We start from the raw sequence: 26,351 nt of genomic DNA on the forward strand, positions 1-26,351 counted from the left end.
GGGGCTGCTTCCCGGGGCCTTAGCTCAGTTGGTAGAGCGCCGTCTTTGCATGGCGGATGTCAGGGGTTCGACTCCCCTAGGCTCCACAGCAGGTCAGACACCCTCCGAGAGTTTCTCTCGGGGGGTGTTCTTGTTCCCCGAGTCCGCATAGAGTCCACAACGCCAAACGATCACGGTTTGACGGTCGCCTTCCGGGGGACTTGATCAGAGCGTTGTCCGCCGTAGAGTGCCAGCGGACGCAGACGAGGACGGTGCGGCTCCCCACGCTGACGACGGGGAACCTTGATCACTCAAATGAGAGTCGGCCCTACTCACAAGTGATCTTGCGGTCGGGAGCGTGGACGGGTGCCCCGTCCCACCCCGCCCGACGATCGGGTCATTACCCGCCGCCGCCAGGTGGGGGAGCAGATCCGCCGCGTCCGCGAACCCCGGCCGAGGGGTCAGGCGCGGGCCTGCACGATGAGCGTGCCGATGTGCCCGGCCTCCGGAGCATCCAGCACGCGCGCCTCGGCGGTGGCGAAACCGGCCCGCAACAGGTGCCGCTCCCACACCTCCGGCTTGTAGCTGTACCGGTAGGTGAACATGGCCTTCCCCGCGAACCCGCCCTTGTACATCCCCTGCGGGCCGTAGGCGCCAGGGATGGCCGGCGGCTGGGAGAACACGAAGACGCCGCCCGGCGCCAGGTGCTTGCGGACGAGCCGGAAGAGGCGGGACGGGTCGGTGAACCAGGCCGCGCCGAAGATGGAGTACACGGCGTCGTACCGGTCCTGATCGGTGGCGAGCCAGTCGAGGACTTCCGCCTGCTCGATCCGGACGCCGAGCGACGCCCACCGGTCACCGGCCAGCTGCACCATCCGGGGCGACAGGTCCACGCCGGTGGCCTTTACGCCCTGCTGCGCGAGGTGGGCCAAGGCGCGGCCGGTGCCGCAGCCGATCTCCAGCACTGACTCAGGTGAGCCCAGGAGTTCAGGCCCCGGCCCGTGGCCGGCGTACTGCGTCCAGCAGAACGAGGGCTCTGCCTCCGCGTCGAACGCGCTCTTGGCGAAGGCGTCCCAGAGTTCGGTCTCGGCGGGGATGTCGTGAGGTACGGGCACGGCGGTCCTCTGGTCGTCGGGATACGGGGAGCCCCCGCCCTCGGGGGTGCGCGAGGGCGGGGGCGACTGTAGCGGGGTCAGTGACTGTCGGGGACCTTGTCGTCGCACGGCGAGCAGTCTGAGCCGTCGATGGCCCACAGCTCTTCATCGATCGCCCAGCCCTGGCTCTTCAGGAACTCGCCGGTGCGCAGGCACAGGCCATCCCGGCGGCGTTCGATGAACGGGGCGTGGTGCTTGTAGGCGCCTCCGTTGTAGCGGCGGCAGATGCCCCACCACACCGGCGTGTCAAGGATGAGCTGGTGTACGCCGATGTCCACGAGCTTGCCGACCCCGAGGTGCACGTCGGGACTCTCGATGGAGCCCATGACGTACATGACGGCATTGCCGAGGATCCGTTCGGCCATGTCACGGACCATCGTGTGGTCGCGCAGCAGCAGCGCGATCTCGCGGCCCCACAGGCTCATGCCGGAGTCGAAGACGTTGACGGTCAGCTCGGTGATGTGGGGTACGACCGCGTTAAGCAGCTCCTGCGGGTCGCGAGTGCGGCTCGATACCGGGAGTTGTAATGCGATGGTCACTCGATCCTCCGTGAGTGGGCGGTTGCCCTCGGGATCCGAGGGCCTGTCTCCGCGCGCCTCCTTGGGAAGTGCTGGAAGACGGGCGGACGTCTAGGGCTCAGCTGTTGCTGAGGTTCTCGTAGTGGTCGCACAGGGCACGGACGGACCGGGCCAGCCTCATCGCGACGGACATGCGCACGTTCGGGTTGTCTCCGGCACCAAGCCGAAGGCGCGCACGAGCCTCGCGGACGCAGGCCAGCGCGCAGGCCGCGGGGGCGTCGTCCGGCTGGTGCTCACCGGTCATCAGCTCGACCACATCGGTAAGGTGCTGGGCATGCCCGACTAGGGCGAGTCTGAGGGTCTCCAGCTCCTCCGGCTTGACCGGCCGTGCGTCATCGGCAAGCAGCCGCCGCGCGGTCGCGCGCATCGTCGTGATGTCGGGCGGCAGCCGGTCGAGGTCTGCCACGGGAGCGGCGGGGGCTGTACGGTGCGTCACGTCGACTCCTTGCAGTCGGCCAGCCCCGGGGCCGTTCGCGCGGTCGCCGGGGCGCTGTGTCACCGATCACATTCGTGCCGTCACCCGGCGTCGCGCGACGACATTTGCGACGTCCTACCGACGACATGCAGGGCGTCATTTCGGTGTCACTCTGAGTGCTGCGGGGTTACCGTGGACCCCATGACAACGCCGAACAGCACCCTCCGTGCCGCGCGTATGGCGCTGCTCATGTCCCAAGACGAGTTCGCCCGGGCGCTCCGCGATGCCGGCCAGCGAGCGGGCACCCCGAACGACGCGTCGAAGCGCCTCGTCCAGCGATGGGAGTCCGGTCAGACCACCGCGCCCCGCCCGATCTACGCCCGCGCACTGGAGGCAGTGACCCGCATGCCTATCGGCAGCCTCGGCTTCCCGGCCACCACACTCGCCCGCGTCAGCGACGACGGACACGGCGGCCATGACCTCGAGGACTCCCCCCTCGGCATCCTGGCCGGGCCCGCACCCACCACACAAGCCGCGCCTGCGAGGAACTACTCCGGGGTGTGGCTGAGCACGTACGAGTACGTGTCCAGCGGACGCGGCAACGAGGTCCTCACCGGCCGGCACTACGTCGTACTCCTGCAGCACGGCAACACCCTGACCGCCCGCAGCCTGCCGAACGGCAGCCTCAACCCGGACAGTCCGCTCACCCTAGACCTCCAGGTGGACGGCAACACGGTCACCGGAACGTGGACCGAGCAGACCGCCGCCGACGGGTATTACCAGGGCGCCCGGTACTTCGGCGCGCTCCAGATGCTGGCCGAGCCGACCGGCCGCCGGATGGCCGGCAAGTGGGTCGGATTCGGCCGCGAGTTCGACGTGAACACCGGCCCCTGGGAGCTGAGGCTCATGGACGCGTCCACGGCCAAGGCCACGCTGGACCGGTACAACCGGCCGCCCGAGGCGTAGCCATTCGTACCCTGAACGCACTGAAGCGGCCCCGCCCTCCCGAAGGAGAGCGGGGCCGCTGTCACGATCCGATGTCGTGAAGGTACGGACGGACCTCGTCGGGTACCGGCTGCGGAGGCGGGGGCAGCTCCAGCTGGGCCTGCCGCATGTACGCGACCAGTGAGCGGGCCCACCCGGCGATGTAGCGCAGGGCGAAGTCCTGGGCGGTGATTCGCTGCCGGTCCTGCTCGGCCTGCGAGCACTCCCCGATCGCCCCCGGTCACCCTCGCCAGGTCCGCAACCGTGCAGGTCACCGGTGTGCAGGCGAAGTGGTCGGCGATCTTCTCGGGTCGTGTCAGGCAGCGGCGGGCCAGGACCCGGCGGCGGCGCTCCCGGATGCCGGTGCCCGCCCGCACCCGCCACGGTATCGGCGCTCCCGGATGCCGGTGCCCGCCCGCCCGCACCCGCCACGGTGTCGGCGACGGCGGCGACCTCGGACGCCGTCGGGCTCCAGCGGGAGTCCAGGTGACCTCCAGAAAGTCCGACGACGCTGTCCAGCGTGGCCGGGGTCCGCCCGGCGCTGCGAACGTGCGATGTGACGGCGGTGAGGGGCATGGCTTTGGGGCCTGAGGCGTTCCGCGAGTTCTTCGGATCCGTACCGACGGCCGTCGCGGTGGTGACCACGGTGGGCCCGGACGGCAGACCGCTCGGCTTCACCTGCAACGCGTTCTGCGCGGTGTCCCTGGACCCGGCGCTGCTCCTGGTGTCGGTGGACGAGGGCTCGCGCACGCTCCCCGCGGTGCTCGGCTCGGAGGTCTTCGCGCTGCACCTGCTGTCCGCCGAGGGCGGCGAGGAGCTCGCCCGGACCTTCGCGGGACGCTCGGACTGGAAGTTCGACGGGGTGGCGTGGCGGCGCGGCGAGTCGGTGCCCGACTGCCCCGTACTGCTCGACGGTGTGCTCGGGCACGCCGAGTGCACCCTGGAGCGGAGCATTCCGGCCGGCGACCACCGGCTGCTCCTCGGGCGGATGGAGCAGGTCCGGATGCGCGAGGAGGCCCGCCCGCTGCTGTACCGGCGGGGGGCCTTCGCCGCGTGGGACGCCGCGCCCGCAGAGATCGCCGCGCGCCCGTGAGCGCCGGGCGCTCAGGCGTGGCAGGCGGGCAGCCCGCCGTGGTACTCGACCATGCGGCGGAAGAGCTCACCCATGTCCACACGGGAGCCGCGGGGCTCGCCCTGTTCCTCGGCATACGCCCGGAAAAGGTTGGGGACGAGCCGCTCGGCGTCCAGCCAGTGCGCGTACCGGCCCAGGTCGGTGCGGCGGGCCAGGGCGACCGGGTCGAGCCCCTCGGCGAGTCCCTGCTTCGCGAGGTCCTGCAGCAGGCGCAGGTATCCCTCGGTCTCTTCGAACACTCCTGGTCCCGCGACCGGTCCGTGGCCGGTGACGACCACCTCGGGGGCGAGGGCACGCATCGTGTCCAGCGCCTCCAGGGTGCCGGCGACCGACCCCATGGGGCAGAACGGAGTCACTCCGTTCATCACCAGGTCGCCGGTGAACAGGACCCGCTCGGCGGGCAGCCAGACCACCGTGTCGTTGCTGGTGTGGGCCGGGCCCAGGTGCAGCAGTTCGGCGGTCTTGTCGCCGATGTGCAGGGTGAGCCGGTCGCGGAAGGTCAGTGCGGGCGTGACGAGTTCGAGGTCGCCCCAGTCCACGTCCGGCCACAGGCCCGTCAAGTGCAGGCCCGCTTCGGCCATTTCCGTACGAAGGCGCTCGTGACCGACGATCAAAGCCTCGGGGAAGACGAAGTTGCCGAAGGTGTGGTCGCCGTGGAAATGGGTGTTGACCAGGACCTGCGGGGCGCTCGGGGCGACACCCAGCACCGCCGCGCGCAGCGCCCGGGCGCGCGCCTCGGTGGCCGCGGTGTCCACGAGGGCCGCGCGGTCGCCCGAGACGATCAGGCCGGCGTTGTTCAGGCACCAGCCGCCGTCGGGCTGCACGTAGGCGAACACGTTGTCGGCGACCTCCGTCAACTCCGGCCCGGCGTCGGCCGGTCCCCCGGTCGGGCGGGCGGTCACTCCGGCAGTCGGTCCGGTCATGTGGGCCTCCTCTTCGACATCATGGATCTGGTTCATCGTCGGCTCAGCGACTGGAGCCCGGCTCGAACTCCACCGGCTCCCGGCTCGGACGTGCCGCGACCACACTGACCAGCACCCCGCCGAGCACGTGTGTGGCGGTGGTGAGGCGGCCGGTCAGCGGGATGCCTGCCGCGTCCCGCAGGACCGGGCGGCCCGCCGGGTCGGCGGCGTCCAGGCCGAAGGTGCGCGGCGGGTGGCGCAGCCCCGTCCCCAGCGCCTTGGTGTAGGCCTCCTTGAGGGTCCACAGGCGCAGCAGTTCCGCGTCGCGAGCGGCGCCGCGCAGTCCCCGCGCGTCCAGCCCGGCGCGCTCGTAGGGCGTGCACATCCGGTGCTCCAGTACGGACATGGGGCGCCCCGGGCGTTCCGCGTCCACGCCGACGCGGCCGCCGCGGAGGACCGCGACGGCCAGCAGGGACCCGGTGTGGCTGAGGCTGAAGTCCAGCTCCGGCAGGTCGGAGGCGTACGGGCGGCCCAGCGCGGTGCGGGCCAGGCGGACCCGGTCGGGATCGCGGCCGCAGAGCGCGCCGAGGGTGGTGCGGATCAGCAGCCGGGAGGCCCTGAAACGCCGGCGCATCCGGTCGTCGCGGAGCGCGTCGAGACGCTCCGCGTCGTCGGGGTGCCCGGGGTGGGCGTCCGCCCGCGCCGCCCATTCCTCGACGGTGCCGTGGACGAGCAGCGGCTGTCCGGGACCGAGTGCGGGCGGGGTCCGCACCGGCGGGCTCAGGCCAGGTGGCCGCGCCGCCCATTCCCCGACGGTGCCGTGGACGAGCAGCGGCTGTCCGGGACCGGGCGCGGGTGGGGTCCGCACCGGCGGGCTCAGGCCAGCTGGTCGTGGGTGACCAGGCGGGAGCGGGTGTGCACGCCCTCCTCGGTCACGACCAGGACGTCGTGCACGACGCAGCTGGGTGCGATCTCCGGCTTCCCGCCGGGCCGGACCGTGACGACCAGGGCGTACACCGTGGAGCGCAGCGAGCCGTCGGCCTGCGGCTCCAGGGCGATGTGGTTGAACCAGTGGCGGCGCTGGACCGGGTCACCCTCGAAGCGCTTGTGGAACTCCACCAGTTCGGCCACTATCCCGGCGCGGCCCACGGCCGGCTCGGCGGCGGGGGAGTGCTGGAAGGTGCCGTCCTCGGTGAAGGTGGCCGCGTACTCGGTGAAGCGGCCCCCGTCGAGGGCCTGCATCTGGTGGGCGTAGAAGTGCTGGACCTGGGCGTAGACGTCGGTACGGACTGCGGTGGCGGTCACCGGTTCCTCCAGAGCGCGAGATGGTCGATGCCGCCACCCTCGCCGGGCGGGCTCGAAGGGCCCTCCACTACGGCTTGAGTCTGGAACGGAGCAGGTCCGGCCGTTCCTGTGGAGCAAGGCCGCCGACCGGATCACCGGCCGGTTCCGCCGTGGCCGCGGCAGGATCTCCGGGCCGGCTCACCAGGTGTGCTGACCCATGCGGGCGGGGGCGCGGCAGGGTGGGGGCGCGGCCGGGTGGCGGTCAGTGCCCGTGCGGTGAGGGGTCCTGGACGCGGGGGGCCGCTTCCACGGCGTGGCGGAGGGTGGCCAGGCTGTTGCGGCCGAGCGCGTCGCGCAGGTAGGTGCGGGCGTCGGCCAGGGTGGCGTCGGGGCCGAGGACCTCGGTGATGCCGCTCGGATCGACGGCGACCGTGTGGCGGGCGGTCGCCACCGGCCCCTCGGGAGTCTCCGCGAACGTCCACTCGCCACTGTGCCCGGACAGCAGCCGGGGGGTGAGCTGCTGCTTGTAGGCGATCCACTCGGGTGCCCGGCAGATCCGGGCCGAGCGCGTGGTGTGGGCGGAGCCGTCCGCCGTCACGGTGTCCATCTCCAGCCACTGCACGCCCGGCTCCGGCTCGGTCAGGTCGACCCGGGCCACGTGCGGCAGCAGGTCGGCCCAGCGCTCGGCGCGCTCGATGAAGGTGTACGCGTCCAGGGCCGCGCCCGCGCCCTGGAGCGGGATCGTGTCGGTGAACGAGAACACCAGGTCGTCCACGGCGTGGCCGGTCTGCGCGAGTGCGGCGAGCGCGCCGAGTTCGCGGGCGCCGTTGCGGTCGAGGGCCTCCTCCAGGCGGGCCACCGCGGCCGGGTCGTCGTCCGCGACGGTGAACCGGTGGCGCAGGACGATCTCCGTGCCGCCGTCGGCCAGTCGCCGGAACAGCCACCCGCCGGACATCGACGTCACGGGCGGCCGGCTGTGCTCCTGGCGGAACGACACGTACAGCCGCCGTGGGTCGAGCACCCGGCGCGAACGCCAGTGTGCGACGTCGCCGTTCACCTCGGCCCAGATCTCGAACCGCTCGGTCCGTCCCTCCCGGGCCAGGTGCCGCACGTGCACGGTCGGCTCGAACACGGCGGGCCACCGCGTCACGTCGGCGACCAGCGCGTACAGCGCCTCGGCCGGTGCGGCGACCGTCACGGTGTGCTCACTGCGGTGAACGGTGGGGCGGGCGGCGGTCTGGGCCATGGTGCGTACTCCTTCGGCGGGTTCGGGCACAGGCGTGAATGCCGCGGGGGCACGCATCGGACATGCGGGCCCCCGCGGTGTGGCGACGGTGCGTCAGGCGGCTTCCGCCACCGAGACGTTGACGAGGTCGAGGAGGAGGCGGGGGGTGAGCTCCTCGTTGACGTCGTCGTCGGAGAGCGAGACGCCGAACTCGCGCTCGATGCGCGAGGCGCTCTCCATGAGGGCGAGGGAGTCGTAGCCGAGGTCCTCGAAGGTGACGTCGAGGATGTCGCCGGAGAGGTCGATGCTGTCGTCCTCGCCCGCGCAGGCGACGAGGATGGTGCGCAGGGCGTCGAGGGTCAACTGAGCCATGTCTGGGTCTCCTTGGGGGAAGTCAGGGGCGGGGTGCGGTGAGGACGACAGCCGAGTTGAAGCCGTGCCGGCCGCGGGCGAGCACCAGGGCGGTGTCGAGGGCGGCCGTCCGGGGCTCGCCGGTCACCAGGTCGATGGCGTAGGTGTCGGGCACCCGGGTGGTGCGGCCGCTCGCCGGGATGACCTGGTCGCGCAGGGCGAGCAGGGCGGCCGCGACGTCGACGGGTCCGCCGCCGGCGCACAGCCGGCCGGTGAGGGCCTTGGGCGCGGTGACCGGGACGCCGCGCGGGCCGAAGAGCCGCACGAGCGCGTCGGCCTCGGCACGGTCGAGCTCCGGGACGCCCGCGCCGTCGGCGAACACCACGGAGACGTCGGCGGGTGTCAGACCGGCCTCGGCGAGGGCGAGCCGGGCGGCGCGGTCCAGGGCCGGCGGGCGCCCGGAACCGGGCGCCGGGTCGAAGGTCGCGGCGTAGCCGGCGATCTCACCGTAGATCCGTTCCGCCCCGCGCTCCCTCGCCGAGTCGGCGTCCTCGACGATGAGGACGGCTCCTCCCTCGCCCGGCACATAGCCGGAGGCATCGGTGTCGAAGGGCAGATAGGCGCGCTCCGGGTCGGTGACCGTGGATACCAGGCCGCCGGCGAGCTGGGAGGCGAAGCCCCACGGGTCGAGCGCGGAGTCGACACCGCCGCTGAGCACCAGCCGGGTGCCGCGGCGGACCGTGCGCCGGGCGTGCCCGATCGCGTCGAGTCCGCCGGCCTGTTCGCCGACCAGAGCGGCGCTGGGGCCGCGCATCGCGTTGCGGATGGAGATCTGGCCTGTGTTGACGGCGTAGAACCAGGCGAACGACTCGTACACGCTGACGTACTCGGGGCCCTGGCTCCACAGCTTGTGGAACTCGCGGTGGGTGAAGTCGAAGCCGCCCTGCGCGGTCGAGGTGACGACGCCCAGGTCGTAGTCGTCGAAGCCGGATTCGGGACCCACGCCCGCGTCGGCCAGCGCCCAGTCGGCGGCGGCGAGGGCGTACCGGGTGGAGACGTCGGTCTGCGGAAGCAGCCGGCCGGGCAGGTGCTCGGAGGCGTCGAAGTCGGTGATCTGCCCGGCCAGCCTGGACGGGTAGCGCGCGGCGTCGAAGCGGGACAGCTCGCCGATGCCGTTCTCGCCGGTCAGCAGCGACTTCCAGTAGCGCTCGGTGCCGAGGCCGCCGGGTGCGACGACGCTGATGCCGGTGACGACGGCACGCTTCGGGGGACGGGTGCTCACGCGGCCACCTCCGGGCGGTGCAGGACCATGGCGCTCTGGAAACCGCCGAATCCGCTGCCCACGGTGAGCACCGTGTCGACGCGCTGCTCGCGCGCCGTGAGCGGCACGTAGTCCAGGTCGCACTCGGGGTCGGGAGTGTGCAGGTTCGCCGTCGGCGGTACGACGTTGTGCGCGATGGCCAGGATCGACGCGGCGATCTCGATGGAGCCGATCGCGCCGAGCGAGTGGCCCACCATCGACTTGATGGAGCTGACCGGCACGGCGTAGGCGTGCTCGCCGAGACTGCGCTTGAACGCGGCCGTCTCGTGGCGGTCGTTCTGCCGGGTGCCGGAGCCGTGCGCGTTGACGTAGTCGACGGCGGTGCGGTCCAGGCGGGCCTCGTCGAGGGCGGCCCGGATGGACTCGGCCATCTCGCGGCCGTCCTTCTTCAGACCGGTCATGTGGTACGCGTTGCAGCGGGTGGCGTAGCCGCCGACCTCGGCGTAGATGTGCGCGCCGCGCCGCTTGGCGGCCTCGTGGTCCTCCAGGACGAACATGGCGGCGCCCTCGGCCAGTACGAAGCCGTTGCGGGTGCCGTCGAAGGGCCTGGAGGCGTGCTGCGGGTCGTCGTTGCGCGGCGTCGTCGCCTTGATGGCGTCGAAGCAGGCGACCACGATCGGCGAGACCGGGGTGTCGGCGGCGCCCGCGATCACCACGTCGGCGCTGCCCTCGCGGATCAGCTGGACCGCGTAGCCGACGGAGTCCAGGCCGGAGGTGCAGCCGTCGGACACCATGGTGACCGGGCCCTCGGCGCCGGCCGCCCAGGCGACCTCGGCGGGCATGACGCCCGGGCTGAGGTAGTCGAACATGTACGGCGACAGATGCGCCGGGTCCACCAGCCACTCCCGGCCGGCGTCCGACATCACCAGGTACTCGTTCTCCAGGCTGGTCGCCGAGGCGACGGCGCTGCCCAGGGCAACGCCGATCCGGGACGGGTCGAGGGCGCCGGTGTCCAGGCCGCTGTCGGTCAGCGCGTCCCGGGTGCAGGCGACGGCGAACTGGGTGGCGCGGTCCATGCGCCGGACCTCCCGCGGGGAGAAGCCCTCGGCGACGGCGTCGAAGTCGACCTCGCCCGCGATCCGGGAGCGGAAGGGGGAGGCGTCGAAGAAGCTGATGGGCCGGGTGGCCGTGCGGCCGGCGGTGAGCAGGTCCCAGAACTCCTTCGTCCCCGAGCCGCCAGGGGCGCGCACCCCGACCCCGGTGATCACTACACGCCGGGTCACCGTCGTCCTCCTGTACTGCTGGGCATCGCGTGGGGCTCCTTTCGCCCGCCGTACCTCACTGACACCCCGGCACACTCCCCGGCCCTGCTCGAGAGCGGCTCGCGGACGGATGGGGCGGCGCCGAGGGCGGCCGGCGCGCCCGGGTCCGGCCGGTCGGGGAGCCCCTGGACCGGGCGGGCGGGGGCTCGGGTCCGCCCGGCCGGGTAGCGCCTGGGCCGGATCGCTCCTCTCCATCCGGCTTCCAGCCCCGCTCGAGCGCCCGTGGCGACGCTCTCCCGTGGCACGGCAGCACGACGCCCCATCCCGCCCCCACCCCACCCGAGGGAGACGAGCAGCAATGACGACGGCGACAGCGACGGCCACGGCCACTTCCGCCACGGCAGCGAAGCCGGTGGCGCTGGTGACCGGTGCCACCAGCGGCATCGGCCTGGCGATCGCCCGGCGGCTGGCGGCTCTCGGCGCGCGCACCTTCCTGTGCGCCCGCGACGAGGAACGGCTCTCCCAGACGGTGAAGGAGCTGCGGGCCGAGGGGTTCGACGTCGACGGCACGGTGTGCGACGTTGCGGACCCGGCCCAGATCCGCGCCTTTGTGGCCGCGGCGGTGCAGCGGTACGGCACGGTCGACATCCTGGTGAACAACGCGGGCCGCAGCGGCGGCGGTGCCACCGCCGAGATCCCCGACGAGCTCTGGCTCGACGTCATCCAGACCAACCTGACCAGCGTCTTCCTCATGACGAAGGAAGTACTCAACGCCGGCGGCATGCTGGCCAAGAAGCGCGGCCGGATCATCAACATCGCCTCCACCGGAGGCAAGCAGGGCGTCGTGCACGCCGTGCCGTACTCCGCGTCCAAGCACGGTGTCGTCGGCCTGACCAAGGCGCTCGGCCTGGAGCTGGCCCGTACCGGCATCACCGTGAACGCGGTGTGCCCGGGCTTCGTCGAGACGCCGATGGCCGAGCGGGTGCGCGAGCACTACGCGGGCATCTGGCAGGTGTCCGAGGAGGAGACCTTCGACCGCATCACCAACCGGGTCCCGTTGGGCCGGTACGTGGAGACCCGCGAGGTCGCCGCGATGGTCGAGTACCTCGTCGCGGATGACGCGGCGGCGGTCACCGCGCAGGCGCTGAACGTCTGCGGCGGACTGGGCAACTACTGATGGCCGCCACCGCGCCCCAGGCGCCCGTCGCGCTGGTCACCGGGTCCTCCTCCGGCATCGGGCAGACCGTCGCCCAGCGGCTGGCCGCCGACGGATACCGCGTGGTCGTCAACTCGGCCCGCTCCGTGGAGGACGGTGAGAAGACGGCCGCCGCTCTGCCGGACGCCCTCTACGTCCGGGCCGACGTCTGTGACGAGGAGGAGTCCCGCCGTCTGGTGGACACCGCCGTCGAGCACTACGGCCGGCTCGACGTCCTGGTCAACAACGCCGGGCGGACGCGGGCCATCCCGCACGCCGACCTGGCCGCCGCCACCCCCGAGGTGTGGCGGGAGATCCTCGGCCTGAACGTGATCGGCACCTGGCAGACGACCGTGGCCGCGATGCCGCACCTCACCCGTTCGGGGAGCGGCGCCGTGGTCAACGTGTCCTCGATCGCGGGCAGCCGCCCGGCCGGCAGCTCGATCCCGTACGCGGTGAGCAAGGCGGCCATCGAGCACATGACCCGGCTCCTGGCCCACACGGTGGGGCCGGCCGTACGGGTCAACGCGGTCGCGCCGGGGCTGATCGAGACGCCGTGGACGCAGAACAGCGACTTCTTCGCGCCGATCGCCGAGCACGTGCGGAAGACCACGCCGCTGCGCCGGACGGGCCGGCCCGAGGACGTCGCCGACGCCGTCCTGGGCCTGATCCGGTCCACGTACACCACCGGGCAGGTCCTGCTGGTGGACGGCGGCGCCCACCTTCTCTGACCCAGGCCCGCACCCGCCCCACGCCCTCTCCCGCACCTGCCCTCACGCCCACACACGCCCTCACCCCCACATCTCACCCCCCTCCCCTTCCCGAGGAGTCAGACCGTGCGGCTCGCCGTGAACCTCGTCCACCAAGGTGCCGGCGAACTCGCCCGCGCCGCCGAACGGCTGGGTTACGCCGCCGCTCTCGCCCCGGAGGGCTACCGGTCCGATGCGGCGAGTGTCCTCGGCCTCGTGGCCGGGGTGACCGAACGCATCGCGCTGATCTCGGGCGTGATGCAGATCCCGGGCCGTCCACCGGCCATGACCGCGCTGACCGCCGCCACGCTCGACTCCCTGAGCGGCGGCCGGTTCCGGCTGGGCCTCGGGGTGTCCAACCCCGATGTGTCGGTGGGCTGGTACGGCGTGCCGTTCACCCGGCCACTGGAACGAACACGGGAGTACGTCGACATCGTCCGGCGCGCCCTCGAGGGTGGGCCGGTCACCCACCAGGGCGCCCACTTCGAGGTCGGCGGCCCCGCTCCGCTGCATCTGCTGACCGAGCGGCGCCCCGGCCGGCTGCCGGTGCTTCTCGCGGCGGTCGGGCCGCGCAACCTGCGGCTCGCGGGCGAGATCGCGGACGGCTGGCTCGGCGTCTTCACCTCACCGGAGGCCGTGGCCCGGTCCGTCGCCGAGATCCGCAAGGGCCGGGGTACCGACGACCTGGACGGCTTCGACGTCCTGCCCAGCCTGCCCACGGCCGTCGCGGACACCGCTGAGGAGGCGGCGGACCTGCTGCGCGGCCAGTACGTGTATCTGATGGGGATCGGCGACCCCGACCGCAACTTCTACTGCTCGATGGCGCGTTCGATGGGGTACGAGGCCGAGACGGCCGCCTTCCTGGACCGGCTCGGCGCGGGCGACCGCGCGGGCGCGGGGGCCGCACTGCCGGTCGGCTTCATCGACCGTACGGCGCTGATCGGCCCGGTCGACCGGATCGCGGACAGGATGCGCGAGTACGCCGACGCGGGCGTGACCACGCTCGGGGTCATGGTCTCGGCCGCCGCGACCGGCCTGGAGGGGCGGCTGACGATCGTCGAGGCGGCGGCCCGCGCCCTGGAGCGCTCCGGCACCGCCACCGCTGCCCCGGCCCCCGTCCCCACCGCCTGACCCTTCTTCGGTTCACATCGAACATCACCCGGCGGGTGGGCCCTCAAGGTGGCCGAGCCGGCTCGCTCCGGTACGACGGATCGGCCTCCGCCCTGTTTCACGTGAAACATCGCCGCCCGGCCCCGTCGCCCCCGTCGCCCGTCCACCTCGCCCCTTCACCGACCGGAGAGCCCGGAGAGTATGGAGAACGCCATGACGCTCCTCTTCCATGACGACTTCGCCGAAGGGCTGCGGGTGCGCGACCCCCGGACCCGGCCCGACGGCCCCTGGTCGCTGCGGCCCGCGGGAGCGCTCGCGGCCGGGGACGGCACCACCCACGCCACGGCCGCCGGCTTGGTGGTCCAGCCCACCGGCATCGACCCGGACACCGGACGCCCGGCCTTCGTGGTGCCGCCCGAGGGGGAGGCGGTCGACCATCTGCGCTGGGCCGCCTTCGGCCCGGCGTGTGACACCGGCGGCGCCACACTGACCGTGTCGGCGACCCTGTCGGCGGAAGTGCGGGGGGTCGTGACGGACGAGGCGGCCGACGACGACATACGCGACGGTGCAGGCGTGCTCGTCGTACTTGACCGCGACGCCGGACTGATCATGGACTTCGGCCTGACCGACGGACGGGTCTGGGCGCTGTACGGCAGGGTGCCCGCACCGGACGGCACCCGGGGAGGGTTCTCGTACAGCGTGCCGCTCGCCTCGCGCCGGCCTTCGGACAGCCACCGCTGCGCCCTCGTGGTGGACTCGGCGGCGGGCGTCGCCCGCTGGCTGCTCGACGGCGACGAGGTGTTCGCCGTCAAGCGGCTGGGACATGGGCTGCCCGAGCCGGCGCGTGCGGACTCCTGGACGCCGGGGCCGTTGTCCACCGTGCGGTCCGCGTTCCTCGCGCCCGGCCTTGCCCTCATCGCGGAATCCCCGCACAGCCAAGGCGTACGGCTGACCGTCTCCGACCTCTCCGTCACACGGTCCGGTGGTTCCGTCGGTCAGCCCGCCCGCTCCGTCCCCCAGGGGGTGGCGGGCTGATGCGGATCAAGAACGCGGCCGACTTCCACACCTGGTTCGCCGAGCGGGGCGCGGCCCATCGCTACCGCATCACCCCGGTACCGCTGCACGATCTTGAGGGCTGGTACACCGATCCGGCAAGCGGCGACGTCCGCCACCGCAGCGGCCGGTTCTTCTCCGTCGAGGGCCTGCGGTACGGCCGGCAGGAACCGGACGGGCCCTCGTGGACGCAGCCGATCATCCGGCAGCCGGAGACGGGCGTCCTGGGTGTGCTGATCAAGCGGTTCGACGGGGTGCCGCACCTGCTGATGCAGGCCAAGATCGAGCCGGGCAACATCAACACGTTGCAGCTCTCGCCGACGGTGCAGGCCACGTTCAGCAACTACATGCGGGTGCACCGGGGTTCCGCGGTGCGCTACATCGACCACTTCCTCAGGCCGGGGGCAGCGGACCGGGTCCACTACGACGCCCTGCAGAGCGAGCAGGGCTCGTGGTTCCTGGGCAAGCGCAACCGCAACATCGTGGTGGAGACGACCGGGGACGTCCCCGTCCACGAGGACTTCTGCTGGGTGCCACGCCCGGTGATGGCGGAGCTGCTGCGGGTCGACAACCTCGTCAACATGGACTCGCGCACCGTGCTGGCCGGTCTGCCGGACGAGCCCCGCGAAGGTCCCGCGTCGGGGCGGCCGGCGGAGAAACCGCTGCACGACACAGCGGCGCTGCTGCACTGGTTCACCGAGGCCAAGGTGCGCCACCGGCCCGAGCGCACGACGATCCCGCTGAGCCGGGTCGACGGCTGGCACCGCGACGCCGAACGGGGTGAGATCGTCCACGAGTCGGGCCGGTACTTCCGCATCATCGGCGTCGACGTCGAGGCCGACAGCCGCGAGGTCACCTCGTGGTCGCAACCGATGCTGGCACCGGTCGGCCGCGGAGTGATCGCCTTCATCAGCAAGGAGTTCCACGGGGAACGGCATCTGCTGGTTCAGGCCCGCGCCGAGGCGGGGACGTTCGACGCCGTCGAGCTGGGGCCCACGGTGCAGTGCAACCCGGGCAACCTGGCCGACGACGCGCCCCGGCCGCCCTATCTGGAGGCCGTCCTGACCGCACGGCCCGAGCAGGTGCTCTTCGACACCGTCCACTCCGAGGAGGGCGGCCGGTTCTATCACGCGGAGAACCGGTACCTCGTCCTGGACGGGGACGAGATGCCCGCCGACGTTCCGGAGAACTACACCTGGATGACGGTACGACAGCTCACCCGCGCCGGCCGGATCGGCAACCTCGTCGACGTGGAGGCGCGGACCCTGCTGGCGTGCGTCCGCACCCTGCCCGACCACGGAGCGGCCCGATGAGCCCGGCACCCACCGGCTCGGCGAACACGGTGCGCACGCCGTCGCCGAGGGCTCTGCGGATCGGGGTCGCCGGCTGTGCCGACATCGCGCTGCGCCGGATGCTGCCCGCCTTCGCCGCTTCCCCGCACACCGAACCGACGGTGATCGCCAGCCGCAGCGCCGACAAGGCCCGGGCCGCAGCCGAGGTGTACGGCTGCGCGGCCGTCGAGGGGTACGACGCGCTCCTCGAACGTCCCGACGTGGACGCCGTGTACGTCCCGCTGCCGATCGCCCTGCACGCGCGCTGGACCGAGCGCGCGCTGCGCGCGGGCAAGCACGTCCTCGCCGAGAAGCCGTTGACCTCACGGGCCGCCGACACCGCACGCCTGCTGGGCCTCGCCCGCGAGCGCGGCCTCGTCCTCGCCGAGAACTACCTGTTCGTCCACCACGGCGCGTACACGGCCGTGCGGGACCTGGTGGCCGCCGGCGTGATCGGTGACGTACGGGCGCTGAGCGCCTCGTTCACGATCCCGCCGCGCCCCGTGGACGACATCCGCTACCGCGCCGACCTCGACGGCGGCGCCCTCCTCGACATCGGTGTGTATCCGCTGCGGCTGGCCTCCCTGCTGCTCGGCCCCGAGCTGCGGGTGCACGGCGCCGTCCTGCGCCACGACACCGCGCGCGGTGTCGACCTCGGCGGCAGCGCCCTGCTCGGCGACCCGGTCACCGGGGCGAGCGCCCAGCTGGTGTTCGGCATGGAGCACGCCTACACGGCGGGCTGGCGCCTCCTCGGCAGCGAGGGCAGCCTCGCCCTCGACCGGGCGTACTCGCCGCCCGCCGGACACCGACCGACCTTGCGGATCGAGCGCGCGGACGGTTCCGAGGAGCGGGTCCTTCCCGCGCACGACCAGGCGAGCACCGCCGTCACCGCCTTCGCCGAGGCGGTGCGCGGAGCCGGCCGGGGGCACGTGGCCGACACCACCCCGGTGCTCCGCCAGGCCGAGCTGGTCGACGCCGTCCGCCGGGCGGCCCACCTCGTGAAGATCTGAGGGGCGACGAGGAAGGACATCCGGCCCACCTCGTGAAGATCTGAGGGCGACGAGGAAGGACGTCCGAGAGCTGCGGAGGCCCGGGCGCCCATGTGATCACCCGCCTCGGCGGGCCGACCCGCGTTCACGGCGCTCGCGTACGGCGAGCGTCGGCACGGTCACCGCCTCACCCGCACGCGCGGCCCAGGCGAGCTGCGCGCCGACGCACCCCGGGACACCACCCCGTGCGGCCGGGCCCGGCCGCACCCAGGGCGGCCTGTAGTCCGGCTCGAGCGGCGCGCGTGAGGCTGGCGCCCAGCACCAGCCAGAGGCACTGTCATGAGGAGCAGACCAGGATGCCGACACAGCAGACGTCCCCGCCCGCGTCTCCCCGGACCACACCCCGGACCGCCCAGCAGATCTCCGACCGGCGGACCTCCCGGATCGACTCCGCCGCCGTCGTCGTCGCGGCAGCCGACGTCGCGAAGATCGCCGCCGAGCACGCGCAGGCCGCCGAGCGCGACCACCGGCTCGCCCCGGAGGTCGTGCGGTTCATGCTGGACGCGGGATTCGCGCGCCACTTCGTGCCCCGCCGGCACGGCGGCGACGCCGGCACCTTCGAGGAGATCGTCCGGGCCGTCTCCGTGGTCGGCGAGGGCTGCACCTCGGCCGCCTGGGCCGCCTCGCTGACCGCCTCCCTCGGCCGGATGGCGGCCTACCTCCCCGAGGCCGGTCAGCGCCGGATCTGGGCGGGCGGCCCGGACGCCCTGATCGTGGGCGCGCTCATGCCCCTGGGCCGGGCCCGCCGCGAAGAGGGCGGCTGGCGGATCAACGGCACCTGGCCCTACGTCAGCGTCGTCGACCACGCCGACTGGGCGCTGGTGTGCGCGATGACCACGCAGGAGCGGCCGGTGGCCCGCTTCTTCGCCGTACCGCGCGGCAGCTGGCGCACCGAGGACACCTGGTCGTCGGTCGGCATGCGCGGCACCGGCAGCAACACCCTCCACGTCGAGGACGTCTTCGTGGCGGACGAGCTGACCTTCACCCGGGACGCGATCGCCACGGGCGTCGCCGACAACGCCGAGGCGCCGTGCCACCGGGTGCCCCTCAAGGCCGTCAACGGCCTGTGCTTCGCCGCCCCCGTACTGGGTGCCGCGCGTGCCGCGGTGGCCGCCTGGCGCGAGGGGACCGCGCCCCGCCACACCTCCGCCTCGGGCGGTCTGGAAAGCTCTGCGGCCGTGATCCTCGGCCGGGCGGCGGGCGAGGCGGACACGGCTGCGCTGCTCCTGGAGTCGGCGGCCCGCGTGGCGGACACGGGCCGGGTCACCGACCTCGAGATGGCCCGCAACAGCCGGGACTGCGCCCTCGCCGCCGAGCTGGCCACGGCCGCCGTCGACCGGCTCTTCGCCTCCGCGGGCACGCGGGCCCACCAGGAGACGGCGCCGCTCCAGCGTCACTGGCGGGACGCCCACTCGGCCGCCGGCCATGTCGTTCTCGGCTTCGCGGGCGCCGCCGAGGCGTACGCCCGCGAACTCCAGCGCGAGAAGTGAGCCACTGAGCGCCGGCCTGCCCACGCCGGGGCACGCACACGAGCCGTACGGAGACCGGGGCGTACGGATGAGCACCGGCCTGCGCACGCCGGGGCACGCACACGAGCCGTACTGAAGCGTGGGCGTACGCAACGGGGAGGGAGCTCCCGCCCCGTACGCCCCGGTCGTCGTGCGTGCCCGGGCGGCCCGTCGTCCGGACGCGGGTACGGCGAGGGCCCCGCTCCCTCTCGGTGGAGCGGGGCCCTCGCCGTGGCGCGGGGGTGGTGGTGCGTACCCGTAGGTCTCAGTCCGTCGGGTCCTTCGCGCCACCCTGGCACGACGGGCTCACGCCCCCGCACGGATCGGCCACAGGAACGTCCGCTTCCGCCACCGGGGTGTGCTGGGTCCGGCCGCGGGCCGCCGCGCCCGTCGGCTCGCGCAGCAGACGGCGCGGCCCGGGACCCTCCTCGCCCAGCTCGTCGTACGGATTGGTCAGCGGACAGTCGCTCACCGACAGGCAGCCGCAGCCGATGCAGTCCTCCAGTCCGTCGCGCAGCGCCAGCAGTTGCTCGATCCGCTCGTTGAGATCGGCGCGCCAGCGCTGCGAAAGCCGCGCCCAGTCGGCCCGGTTCGGAGTGCGCCCCTCGGGCAGGGCGGCGAGCGCCTCGCTCACCGTGCTCAGCGGGATGCCCATCCGCTGCGCCACCCGGATCACCGAGATGCGGCGCAGCGTGTCCCGGGTGTAGCGGCGCTGGTTGCCGGGCGTCCGGCGGCTCTTGATGAGCCCCTTGGACTCGTAGAAGTGCAGTGCCGTGACCGCGACGCCGCTGCGCGCCGACAGCTGTCCGACGGTGAGTTCGGTGACGTGGGACGCGGGTCGGCTGACGCTCATCTCAGCCGGTCTCCGCCAGTGCCCAGTGGAACTGCTCGACGGAGGGCACGCCGCCGGCGATCCGCACCCCGTCGACGAAGACGGTCGGTACTCCGGTGACACCGCGGCGCACGGCGGCCGCCTCGTCCTCGCGCACGTCCGCGGCGTACGCGTCGCCCGCCAGGACCCGTGCGACGTCATCGGCGTCGAGCCCGGCACCGATCGCGGTGCGCGACAGGACGTCGTGGTCCGCCACGTTCTGCTGTTCCTTCAGGTAGACGCGGAACAGGTCGTCCTTCAGCCGGTGCGCGAGGCCGCTCTCGGCCGCGAGGTGCACCAGGCGCTGCGCGTCGAAGGAGTTCACGGGACGGACGCCGGTGAGCCGGATGTCCAGGCCCTCGGCCTCGCCGAGGACGCGGATCTTCTCGAACAGCTCGACGGTCTCCCCGTCCTTGAGCCCGAGCTTCTCCCGCATCATCTCGCCGAGCGTGGCACCGGGCGTACGCGGCTGTTGGGGGCGGAGTTCGAAGCTGCGCCAGACGACCTCGACGTCGTCACGGTCGACGCGCTCGATCGCCTTGTCGAGCCGTGCCTTGCCGATGTAGCACCACGGGCACATGATGTCGGACCAGATCTCGATCTTCACTGCCGCTGTCTCCCCACTTCAGGACCCTTCTCGACCAGCCTGCAACCTCGACCGCGCTAGAGGTCAAGCGCGGCCGCGCCGGCCCGCCCCGCTGAGGGGCCGGCCGGCGCAGCCGGTACGGACGCTGTGTTCGCGACGGTTACTGGACGACCGTCTTGGCCAGCGCGATCGGCTGGTCGGGCCAGCAAGCGAGCTGGGCGTCGCTCGGCCAGTTGACGGGCGTGAACGTCCAGCTGAAGCCCGGGTCGTCGTGCGAGGTGCCGCCGAAGCGGGTCTCCAGGGTGGCCCGGGTCTTGGGGGCCTTCAGCTTGAAGGTGACCTTCGGCAGGTCGAAGGGCGTGTTGGAGGCGTACGGGCCCTCGGCGCGCAGCACCGCCTTGGTGCCGTCCACCTCCAGCTTCGGGGTGCCCGCGACACCGCCGTCGGCGACCTCGTAGGAGACGACGGTCGCGCCCTCCGGCAGCTTGAACTGCAGGGCGACGTCCTTGACGACCTTGTTGTAGGCCGGGTTCGGGGTGATCGGGGCCGGGTCCAGCGTGACGTCGAAGGTGGCGCCGCGCTTGACGGTGGCCGGGGCCTCGGCGTCGACGTACGTGCTGTAGGCCAGGCCCGTGGTGGTGCCGACGCGGCAGTCGAAGTACGTCTTCACCGGGGCGGCCGAGGCGCTGGAGGTGGCGGCCACCAGACCCGTGAGGGCCAGCGGGACGGCGATGGCGGCGGTGCGGGCACGGCTGCGCAGAGCGGACATGTGGGTTCCGTTTCTCGTCGACAGGTCCCCGCCGGCCGGTGCCGGCGGGGGTGGACAACTGGGTTGGCGTGGGGGGTGGTGGCGTCTCCGGGGCGGCCGTCAGGAGGCCGGGGTCCGCCAGAAGTCGGGGTGGTCGCGGTACCAGTCCACGACCGCCCCCAGCCCGCTCTCGATCGACCAGCGGGGCGCGTAGCCCAGCTCCTCGCGGATCTTGGAGTCATCGATCGCATAGCGGAAGTCGTGTCCGGGGCGGTCCTCGACATGGCGCACCATGTCCCAGTCCGCGCCCAGGAGTTCGAGCAGACGGCCGGTCATCTCGCGGTTGCTCAGACCGCTGCCGCCGCCGATGTTGTAGATCTCGCCCGCCCGGCCCTTGGTGAGCACCAGGTGCAGGGCCCGGCAGTGGTCGTCCACGTGCAGCCACTCGCGCACATTGCGGCCGTCGCCGTACAACGGCACGCGACGGCCCGTCAGGAGGCGGGTGACGAAGTTCGGGATGAGCTTCTCGGGGTGCTGGTACGGGCCGTAGTTGTTGGAGCAGCGGGTGATGCGCACGTCGAGCCCGTGCGTGCGGTGGTAGGCGCGGGCGACCAGGTCGCTGGACGCCTTGGACGCCGCGTAGGGCGAGTTGGGCAGCAGCGGGCTGGCCTCGGTCCAGGTGCCGGTCTCCACCGAGCCGTACACCTCGTCCGTGGAGACGTGCAGGACCCGGTCGACGCCGGCCTGCAGGGCCGCGTCGAGGATCTGCTGGGTGCCCGTGACGTTGGTACGGATGAACTCGCCCGGGGCGGTGACCGAGCGGTCCACGTGGGACTCGGCCGCGAAGTGCACGATCGCGTCATGGCCCGGGACGATCCGGTCCAGGAGGTCGCGGTCACAGATGTCGCCGTGCACGAACTCGAACCGCTCGTGTTCGGCGGGCAGGTTCGCGCGGCGGCCCGCGTAGGTGAGCCGGTCCAGGACCGTGACGCGGACGTCGTCGGACTCGGGATAGCTGCCCGCGAGTACCTCGCGGACGTAGTGCGAGCCGATGAACCCGGCGGCGCCGGTGACCAGGATCCTCATGCCGCCACCTCCGCCTGGGTGTGGTCGCCGATGATGAGCCGGCGCCCGGCGGCCTCGCCACCGCGCACCGCGGCCGAGCGGCCGATGATCGAGCCGGACAGTCCGCGCACGCTCTGGATGGACACCCCGTCCAGGACGATGGAGTCGCCGATCCCGGCGCCGTCCAGGACGCAGTCGCGGCCGAGCGCGGTGTACGGGCCCAGCTCGCTGTCACGCACGATGCTGCCCGCGCCGACGACGAGCGGTCCGACGAGACGCGAGCGCTCCACGACGGCCCCGGCTTCGACGAGCACCGGGCCCTCGACGGTGCTGGCCGCGTCGACCTCGCCGTGCACACCGTGGTCGAGCCGGCCGAGCAGCAGGCGGTTGCAGTCCAGCAGGTCGTCCGGGCTGCCGGTGTCCTTCCAGTAGCCGGCGTACGCGTCGGCGACCACCCGGTCGCCGCGCTCCACCAGGAACTGGACGGCGTCGGTGATCTCCAGCTCGCCGCGGGCGCTCGGCTCGATGGCCCGCACCGCGTCGTGCACCGCGGCGGTGAAGAAGTACACCCCGATCACGGCGAGGTCGCTGCGCGGCTGCTGCGGCTTCTCCACCAGTGCGAGCACCCGGCCCTCGGCGTCGACCTCGGCGACGCCGTAGGCCCGCGGGTCGGCCACCTTGGTGAGCAGCAGCTGGGCGGCGGGGCGCGCGGCGCGGAAGGCGCGGGCCGACTCGGCGATGCCCTCGGCGAGGATGTTGTCGCCCAGGTACATCACGAAGTCGTCGTCACCGAGGAATTCCTCGGCGATGGAGACGGCGTGCGCGAGGCCGAGCGGGGCCTCCTGCTGGAGGTAGGTGACGTTCAGGCCGTACGCGGAGCCGTCCCCGACGACCGCGCGGATCTCCTCGCCGCGGTCGCCGACCACGACGGCCACGTCCTCGACGCCGATCTCACGGACGTTCTCCAGGCAGTGCACCAGGATCGGTTTGTTGGCGACGGGCACCAACTGTTTGGGCATGGAATAGGTGAAGGGACGCAACCTGGTCCCCATCCCTCCGGACAGAATCAGCGCCTTCATGGCAACCCTTCACTCGCACCTTTGCCCCGGCCTCGGTTACGGCACCGATTCTGGGAAGCCGACCTAGAGGGCGGGTCCACTTCAGCTGGACTCCGTGTGGCGGACGGGTGCGCGAGGGTGCCGGAGCACGGCGAAGGGGGCCGGCACGGGCCGGCCCCCTTCGTGGACGGGTGCACGGGGGATGGGCACGCGTCCGTATGGAGGGCGTGCTCGCCCGCCGGAGGGCGGGCGGCACGCGTGTGGTCGTCGCCTGAACCAGGCGGTGCAGCGGCTCAGTTCTTGCCCGCGGGCTCCTTGGCCTCCTTGGCGCCGCCGGGTGCGGGGGCCGGCTCGCGACGCTTCTCCTTCGGGACGGCCGCGAGGACCAGGGCGATCAGGAGCATGACTCCGCTGACGAGGAAGACGGTCTGCATCGCCTCGGCCATGCCGTGCAGGAACGGCTTGGCCAGGCGCGGGTCGGCGTGGTCGAGGAAGGAGCTGTTGTCCATCGGGACGGCTCCTTCCCGGGCGCCGAGGAGCACCTTGTTGGCGGCCTGCCCGGTCACCGACGGGTCGTTGACGGCCGCCGTGTAGGCGGGGTCGGAGACCGCGTCGCGGTAGGAGGCGGCCACCTTGTCGCTGACCGCGCCGAAGAACATCGACAGGAAGACGGCGATGCCCGCAGTGCCGCCGATCTGGCGGAAGAAGGTGAACGAGCCCATGCCCGCGCCCATGTACTGCGGCGAGACGCCCGTCTGGATCGCGATCAGCATGACCTGCCAGCACAGGCCGATGCCGAAGCCCATCAGGCCGGCGGCGATGCCCGTCTGCCACAGCGCGGTGTCCGCGGCGAGCGTGCCGAACCAGAAGGTCGCGGCGACCATCAGCACCAGGCCGGTGAGCAGAACGACCTTGTAGCGGCCGGTCTTCGTGACGAACGGGCCCGCGATGCGGCCGGCGACGACGATGCCGAGTGTCTGGGGCAGCATCATCAGGCCGGCCTGGGTGGGCGACAGGCCCTTGACCATCTGGAGGTAGAGGGGCAGCACCGACAGCGCGCCGAACACGGCGGCTCCGACCAGCATGTTGACGCCGTTGTACACGGAGAAGAGCGGGTTGCGGAACATCGGCGTGGGCAGCAGGGCGGCACCGCCCGCCCGCTTCTGCGCCAGCAGGAACAGCACCAGGCCGAGGAGCCCCAGGCCGAACAGGCCGAGCGTCCCGCCCGCGGTCCAGCCCCACTTCGGGCCCTGCTCCACCGCGAAGAGCAGCGGCACCAGGCACAGGATCAGGGTGCCCAGGCCCGCGATGTCGAACTTGTGCTGTGCGCGGTTGGGCTGGATGCGCACCATGGAGGCGATGATCAGCGCCGCCGCCACGCCGATCGGCACATTGATGTAGAAGGCCCAGCGCCAGCCGGATGTGCCCATGAAGCTGTCGAGACCGGCGAAGAACCCGCCCGCGACGGGCCCGACGACGGCCGAGACACCGAAGACCGCGCCGAACCACGCCTGGTAGCGGCTGCGCTCGGCCAGCGGCACCAGATCGGTGAGGATCGCGAAGGCGAGGCTCATCAGACCGCCCGCGCCGATGCCCTGGACACCGCGGAACACCGCGAGGAAGGTCATGGACTGGGCGAGGCCGCACAGCACCGAGCCGAGCACGAAGACAGCGACGGCGGTGCAGTAGACGGGCCGGCGTCCGTAGATGTCGGAGAGCTTGCCGTACAGCGCCGTCGTGATCACCGATGTGATCATGTACGAGGTGTTCGCCCAGCCCTGCTCCGACAGGCCGTTGAGGTCGTCGGCGATGGTGCGCAGCGCGGCGGAGATGATCGTCTGGTCGAGCGCGGACATGAACAGGCCGAGCAGCAGCCCGACCATGATCAGCCGGACCCTGCGCCGGTCCACCGCGTCGGCACTGGAACCGGGCACCGACGCGCCCGGCTTCGCTGTGTCTGTCATTCGGGAGTTTCTTCCTTCGGGATGCGGAAGTGGAGGGGAAGCGGTGCGCCCACAGGTTCGGCCCCGGCACGGACCGGGGGCCCGTCGGCGGGTTCCGGCCGCTGCGTCCGGACCAGGATGAAACCTCTAGTGCGCTAGAGGTCAAGGGGGATTGTGCGGCGCCCGGCTAGGGCACGGCTCGCACCCGCCTCGCGCCTGCCGGCTCCCGTGGCCCGACGACTCCCTCACCGGCCGCTCCCGGTGTTTCCAGCGCCGCTCCAGGAACGCTCGACCCCCGCTGCCTAGCGTCCGCGGCCATGAGATTCCTTTTTGTGTCCGGAGGAAGCGCGGGGGCGGTCTTTCCCATCACCCCGCTGGCGCTGGCGGCGCGCAACGCCGGCCACGAAGTGATCGTCGGGGCCACGGAGAACGTGATGCCGCTGGTCGCGGCGACCGGTCTGCCCGGCGCCCCGATCACCTCGCGCACCATGTTCGACTTCATGCAGCGCGACCGGCACGGCAACCCGCTGGAGATCCCCAAGGACCCGCACGAGCGCAACCTGTTCAACGGCCGGGGCATGGCCCGCCTCGCCCTCGGCAGCATGGAGGGCCTGGTCCCCCTCGTCGAGCGCTGGCAGCCGGACGTCCTGGTCGCCGGGGCGCTGTCGTACGCGGCGCCGCTGGTGGCCCACCGGTTCGGCCTGCCCTGGGTGCGGCACGCGCTCAACATGGGCGAGCCGTCCATCATCGACCTGTCCGCCGCCGCCGAACTGGCCCCGGAGATGGAAGAGATGGGCCTGTCCGCCCTTCCCGACCCGGACATGTACGTGGAGATCTGCCCGCCCGGTGCCCGGCGCCCGGACGCGGGGCCCGCGCAGTTCATGCAGTACGTGCCCTTCAACACCCAGCGCGCGCTCGAGCCCTGGATGTACACCAAGGGAGACCGGCCGCGCGTCCTGGTCTCGGCGGGCAGCCGGGTCACCGCCGACTACGAGGCCGACGCCCTGTCCGCCCTGGTCGAGAAGGTCGCCGGGCTCGACGTGGAACTGCTCATCGCGGCTCCCCAGGAGATGGCGGATGCCCTGGGCGAGCTGCCGGACAACGTGCGCGCGGGCTGGCTGCCGCTCGACGTCGTCCTGCGCACCTGCGACCTGCTGGTGCACCGGGCCGGCGGCAACACGATGCTGCACGCGATCGTGTGCGGCGTCCCCCAGCTGGTGATCCCGGCCATGCCCAAGCAGGTCGGCATGTCCGAGCGGCTCGCCGAGTACGGCGCCGCCATCATGCTCACGGCCGGGCAGGACGACTCACCGGAGAACGTGGCCAAGGCCTGCCGTGAGCTGCTGGAGGACCCGGCCTACAAGGCCCGGACCGACGAGCTGAGCAAGGAGATCGCGGGGCTGCCCACCCCGCACGACGTGACGGTGGCGATCACCGAGCTGGTCCGCGCCCGCGGGGCACTGTGAATCCGGCACCCCCGAATTCGTGAAGAATGCACTGGTCGGCGATCATCAGGTGTTCGCACAATCCAGCCGAGGCGCTGCATCACGGCACCTTC

At 72.4% G+C, this 26,351-nt stretch carries 26 protein-coding genes and 1 tRNA gene; 11 read left to right on the top strand and 16 right to left on the bottom strand.

Features of this window, described 5'->3' with window-relative positions; genetic code table 11:
- The first annotated feature begins 13 nt into the window (after window positions 1-13).
- Window positions 14-86, top strand: a tRNA-Ala gene (locus ACIGYR_RS27685).
- A gap of 354 nt (window positions 87-440) precedes the next feature.
- Here ACIGYR_RS27685 and ACIGYR_RS27690 read toward each other — a convergent pair.
- The 3 genes from ACIGYR_RS27690 to ACIGYR_RS27700 form a co-directional block, all read right to left on the bottom strand.
- A complete protein-coding gene (locus ACIGYR_RS27690) occupies window positions 441-1,094 on the bottom strand; it encodes a class I SAM-dependent methyltransferase (protein WP_399603641.1) in 654 nt (217 codons plus the stop codon).
- Between the two features lie 77 nt (window positions 1,095-1,171).
- Window positions 1,172-1,672 carry a hypothetical protein gene (locus tag ACIGYR_RS27695; protein WP_399603638.1) on the bottom strand — a complete coding sequence of 167 codons (501 nt, stop codon included), beginning with the start codon at window positions 1,670-1,672 and terminating at the stop codon, window positions 1,172-1,174.
- Window positions 1,673-1,769: 97 nt separating this feature from the next.
- Window positions 1,770-2,147, bottom strand: a complete 378-nt coding sequence (locus tag ACIGYR_RS27700) for a DUF6415 family natural product biosynthesis protein (protein ID WP_399603636.1) — start codon at window positions 2,145-2,147, stop codon at window positions 1,770-1,772.
- Window positions 2,148-2,327: 180 nt separating this feature from the next.
- On the opposite strand from ACIGYR_RS27700, the gene ACIGYR_RS27705 reads away from it, so the two are divergent.
- Window positions 2,328-3,092, top strand: coding sequence for a helix-turn-helix domain-containing protein (locus tag ACIGYR_RS27705; protein WP_399603634.1), 765 nt, complete (start codon window positions 2,328-2,330; stop codon window positions 3,090-3,092).
- Window positions 3,093-3,684: 592 nt separating this feature from the next.
- The gene (locus ACIGYR_RS27710) at window positions 3,685-4,203 is read left to right on the top strand and encodes a flavin reductase family protein (protein ID WP_399603632.1); all 519 of its coding nucleotides are present in this window, start codon (window positions 3,685-3,687) and stop codon (window positions 4,201-4,203) included.
- Window positions 4,204-4,214: 11 nt separating this feature from the next.
- Here ACIGYR_RS27710 and ACIGYR_RS27715 read toward each other — a convergent pair whose 3' ends face one another.
- From ACIGYR_RS27715 to ACIGYR_RS27745, 7 genes are all read right to left on the bottom strand, one after another.
- On the bottom strand, window positions 4,215-5,165 hold the full coding sequence (locus tag ACIGYR_RS27715) for an MBL fold metallo-hydrolase (protein ID WP_399603629.1): 951 nt from the start codon (window positions 5,163-5,165) through the stop codon (window positions 4,215-4,217).
- Window positions 5,166-5,208: 43 nt separating this feature from the next.
- Window positions 5,209-6,012: a 4'-phosphopantetheinyl transferase family protein gene (locus tag ACIGYR_RS27720; RefSeq protein WP_399603626.1), complete on the bottom strand. Its 804-nt coding sequence runs from the start codon at window positions 6,010-6,012 to the stop codon at window positions 5,209-5,211.
- A gap of 8 nt (window positions 6,013-6,020) precedes the next feature.
- Window positions 6,021-6,449: a nuclear transport factor 2 family protein gene (locus tag ACIGYR_RS27725; protein ID WP_391846005.1), complete on the bottom strand. Its 429-nt coding sequence runs from the start codon at window positions 6,447-6,449 to the stop codon at window positions 6,021-6,023.
- Between the two features lie 241 nt (window positions 6,450-6,690).
- Window positions 6,691-7,674 carry an aromatase/cyclase gene (locus ACIGYR_RS27730; RefSeq protein ID WP_399603623.1) on the bottom strand — a complete coding sequence of 328 codons (984 nt, stop codon included), beginning with the start codon at window positions 7,672-7,674 and terminating at the stop codon, window positions 6,691-6,693.
- Window positions 7,675-7,767: 93 nt separating this feature from the next.
- A complete protein-coding gene (locus ACIGYR_RS27735) occupies window positions 7,768-8,025 on the bottom strand; it encodes an acyl carrier protein (RefSeq protein ID WP_391846009.1) in 258 nt (85 codons plus the stop codon).
- A 22-nt stretch (window positions 8,026-8,047) separates the two neighbouring features.
- Window positions 8,048-9,286 carry a ketosynthase chain-length factor gene (locus tag ACIGYR_RS27740; protein ID WP_399603619.1) on the bottom strand — a complete coding sequence of 413 codons (1,239 nt, stop codon included), beginning with the start codon at window positions 9,284-9,286 and terminating at the stop codon, window positions 8,048-8,050.
- Complete coding sequence (locus ACIGYR_RS27745; protein ID WP_399603616.1) at window positions 9,283-10,548, bottom strand: beta-ketoacyl-[acyl-carrier-protein] synthase family protein; 1,266 nt, start codon at window positions 10,546-10,548, stop codon at window positions 9,283-9,285. Before ACIGYR_RS27745 ends, ACIGYR_RS27740 begins: the two co-directional genes overlap by 4 nt.
- A gap of 337 nt (window positions 10,549-10,885) precedes the next feature.
- Here ACIGYR_RS27745 and ACIGYR_RS27750 point away from each other — a divergent pair, with 337 nt between their 5' ends.
- The 7 genes from ACIGYR_RS27750 (at window position 10,886) to ACIGYR_RS27780 (ending at window position 18,504) form a co-directional block, all read left to right on the top strand.
- The gene (locus ACIGYR_RS27750; RefSeq protein WP_391846014.1) at window positions 10,886-11,704 is read left to right on the top strand and encodes an SDR family NAD(P)-dependent oxidoreductase; all 819 of its coding nucleotides are present in this window, start codon (window positions 10,886-10,888) and stop codon (window positions 11,702-11,704) included.
- Entirely contained in the window at window positions 11,704-12,453 is a 750-nt protein-coding gene (locus ACIGYR_RS27755; RefSeq protein ID WP_399603613.1) for an SDR family NAD(P)-dependent oxidoreductase, read from the top strand. Before ACIGYR_RS27750 ends, ACIGYR_RS27755 begins: the two co-directional genes overlap by 1 nt.
- A 105-nt stretch (window positions 12,454-12,558) precedes the next feature.
- Window positions 12,559-13,602 carry an LLM class flavin-dependent oxidoreductase gene (locus tag ACIGYR_RS27760; RefSeq protein ID WP_399603610.1) on the top strand — a complete coding sequence of 348 codons (1,044 nt, stop codon included), beginning with the start codon at window positions 12,559-12,561 and terminating at the stop codon, window positions 13,600-13,602.
- Window positions 13,603-13,794: 192 nt separating this feature from the next.
- Entirely contained in the window at window positions 13,795-14,616 is an 822-nt protein-coding gene (locus ACIGYR_RS27765) for a DUF6081 family protein (RefSeq protein WP_399603608.1), read from the top strand.
- Window positions 14,616-15,947 (top strand): NDP-hexose 2,3-dehydratase family protein, encoded by a 1,332-nt coding sequence (locus ACIGYR_RS27770; RefSeq protein ID WP_399603605.1) that lies wholly within the window; start codon window positions 14,616-14,618, stop codon window positions 15,945-15,947. Before ACIGYR_RS27765 ends, ACIGYR_RS27770 begins: the two co-directional genes overlap by 1 nt.
- Window positions 15,944-16,975, top strand: coding sequence for a Gfo/Idh/MocA family protein (locus ACIGYR_RS27775; RefSeq protein ID WP_399603603.1), 1,032 nt, complete (start codon window positions 15,944-15,946; stop codon window positions 16,973-16,975). Before ACIGYR_RS27770 ends, ACIGYR_RS27775 begins: the two co-directional genes overlap by 4 nt.
- 335 nt (window positions 16,976-17,310) lie before the next feature.
- Window positions 17,311-18,504, top strand: a complete 1,194-nt coding sequence (locus ACIGYR_RS27780) for a hydrolase (protein WP_399603600.1) — start codon at window positions 17,311-17,313, stop codon at window positions 18,502-18,504.
- 283 nt (window positions 18,505-18,787) lie between these two features.
- Here ACIGYR_RS27780 and soxR read toward each other — a convergent pair whose 3' ends face one another.
- The 6 genes from soxR to ACIGYR_RS27810 form a co-directional block, all read right to left on the bottom strand.
- Window positions 18,788-19,375 carry a redox-sensitive transcriptional activator SoxR gene (gene soxR / locus ACIGYR_RS27785; RefSeq protein ID WP_399603598.1) on the bottom strand — a complete coding sequence of 196 codons (588 nt, stop codon included), beginning with the start codon at window positions 19,373-19,375 and terminating at the stop codon, window positions 18,788-18,790.
- Between the two features lies 1 nt (window position 19,376).
- Window positions 19,377-20,000 (bottom strand): DsbA family oxidoreductase, encoded by a 624-nt coding sequence (locus ACIGYR_RS27790; protein WP_391846028.1) that lies wholly within the window; start codon window positions 19,998-20,000, stop codon window positions 19,377-19,379.
- A 139-nt stretch (window positions 20,001-20,139) separates the two neighbouring features.
- Entirely contained in the window at window positions 20,140-20,748 is a 609-nt protein-coding gene (locus ACIGYR_RS27795; protein WP_391846030.1) for a hypothetical protein, read from the bottom strand.
- A 99-nt stretch (window positions 20,749-20,847) separates the two neighbouring features.
- Window positions 20,848-21,813 carry a dTDP-glucose 4,6-dehydratase gene (gene rfbB, locus ACIGYR_RS27800; protein ID WP_391846032.1) on the bottom strand — a complete coding sequence of 322 codons (966 nt, stop codon included), beginning with the start codon at window positions 21,811-21,813 and terminating at the stop codon, window positions 20,848-20,850.
- Window positions 21,810-22,871: a glucose-1-phosphate thymidylyltransferase gene (locus ACIGYR_RS27805; protein WP_399603594.1), complete on the bottom strand. Its 1,062-nt coding sequence runs from the start codon at window positions 22,869-22,871 to the stop codon at window positions 21,810-21,812. Before ACIGYR_RS27805 ends, rfbB begins: the two co-directional genes overlap by 4 nt.
- Before the next feature lie 272 nt (window positions 22,872-23,143).
- Window positions 23,144-24,814: an MDR family MFS transporter gene (locus ACIGYR_RS27810; RefSeq protein ID WP_399603591.1), complete on the bottom strand. Its 1,671-nt coding sequence runs from the start codon at window positions 24,812-24,814 to the stop codon at window positions 23,144-23,146.
- A gap of 296 nt (window positions 24,815-25,110) precedes the next feature.
- Here ACIGYR_RS27810 and ACIGYR_RS27815 point away from each other — a divergent pair, with 296 nt between their 5' ends.
- Entirely contained in the window at window positions 25,111-26,259 is a 1,149-nt protein-coding gene (locus ACIGYR_RS27815; RefSeq protein WP_391846037.1) for a glycosyltransferase, read from the top strand.
- The last annotated feature ends 92 nt before the right edge of the window (window positions 26,260-26,351 follow it).

This window comes from Streptomyces sp. NPDC053076, assembly GCF_044546845.1.
GTDB lineage: Bacteria > Actinomycetota > Actinomycetes > Streptomycetales > Streptomycetaceae > Streptomyces.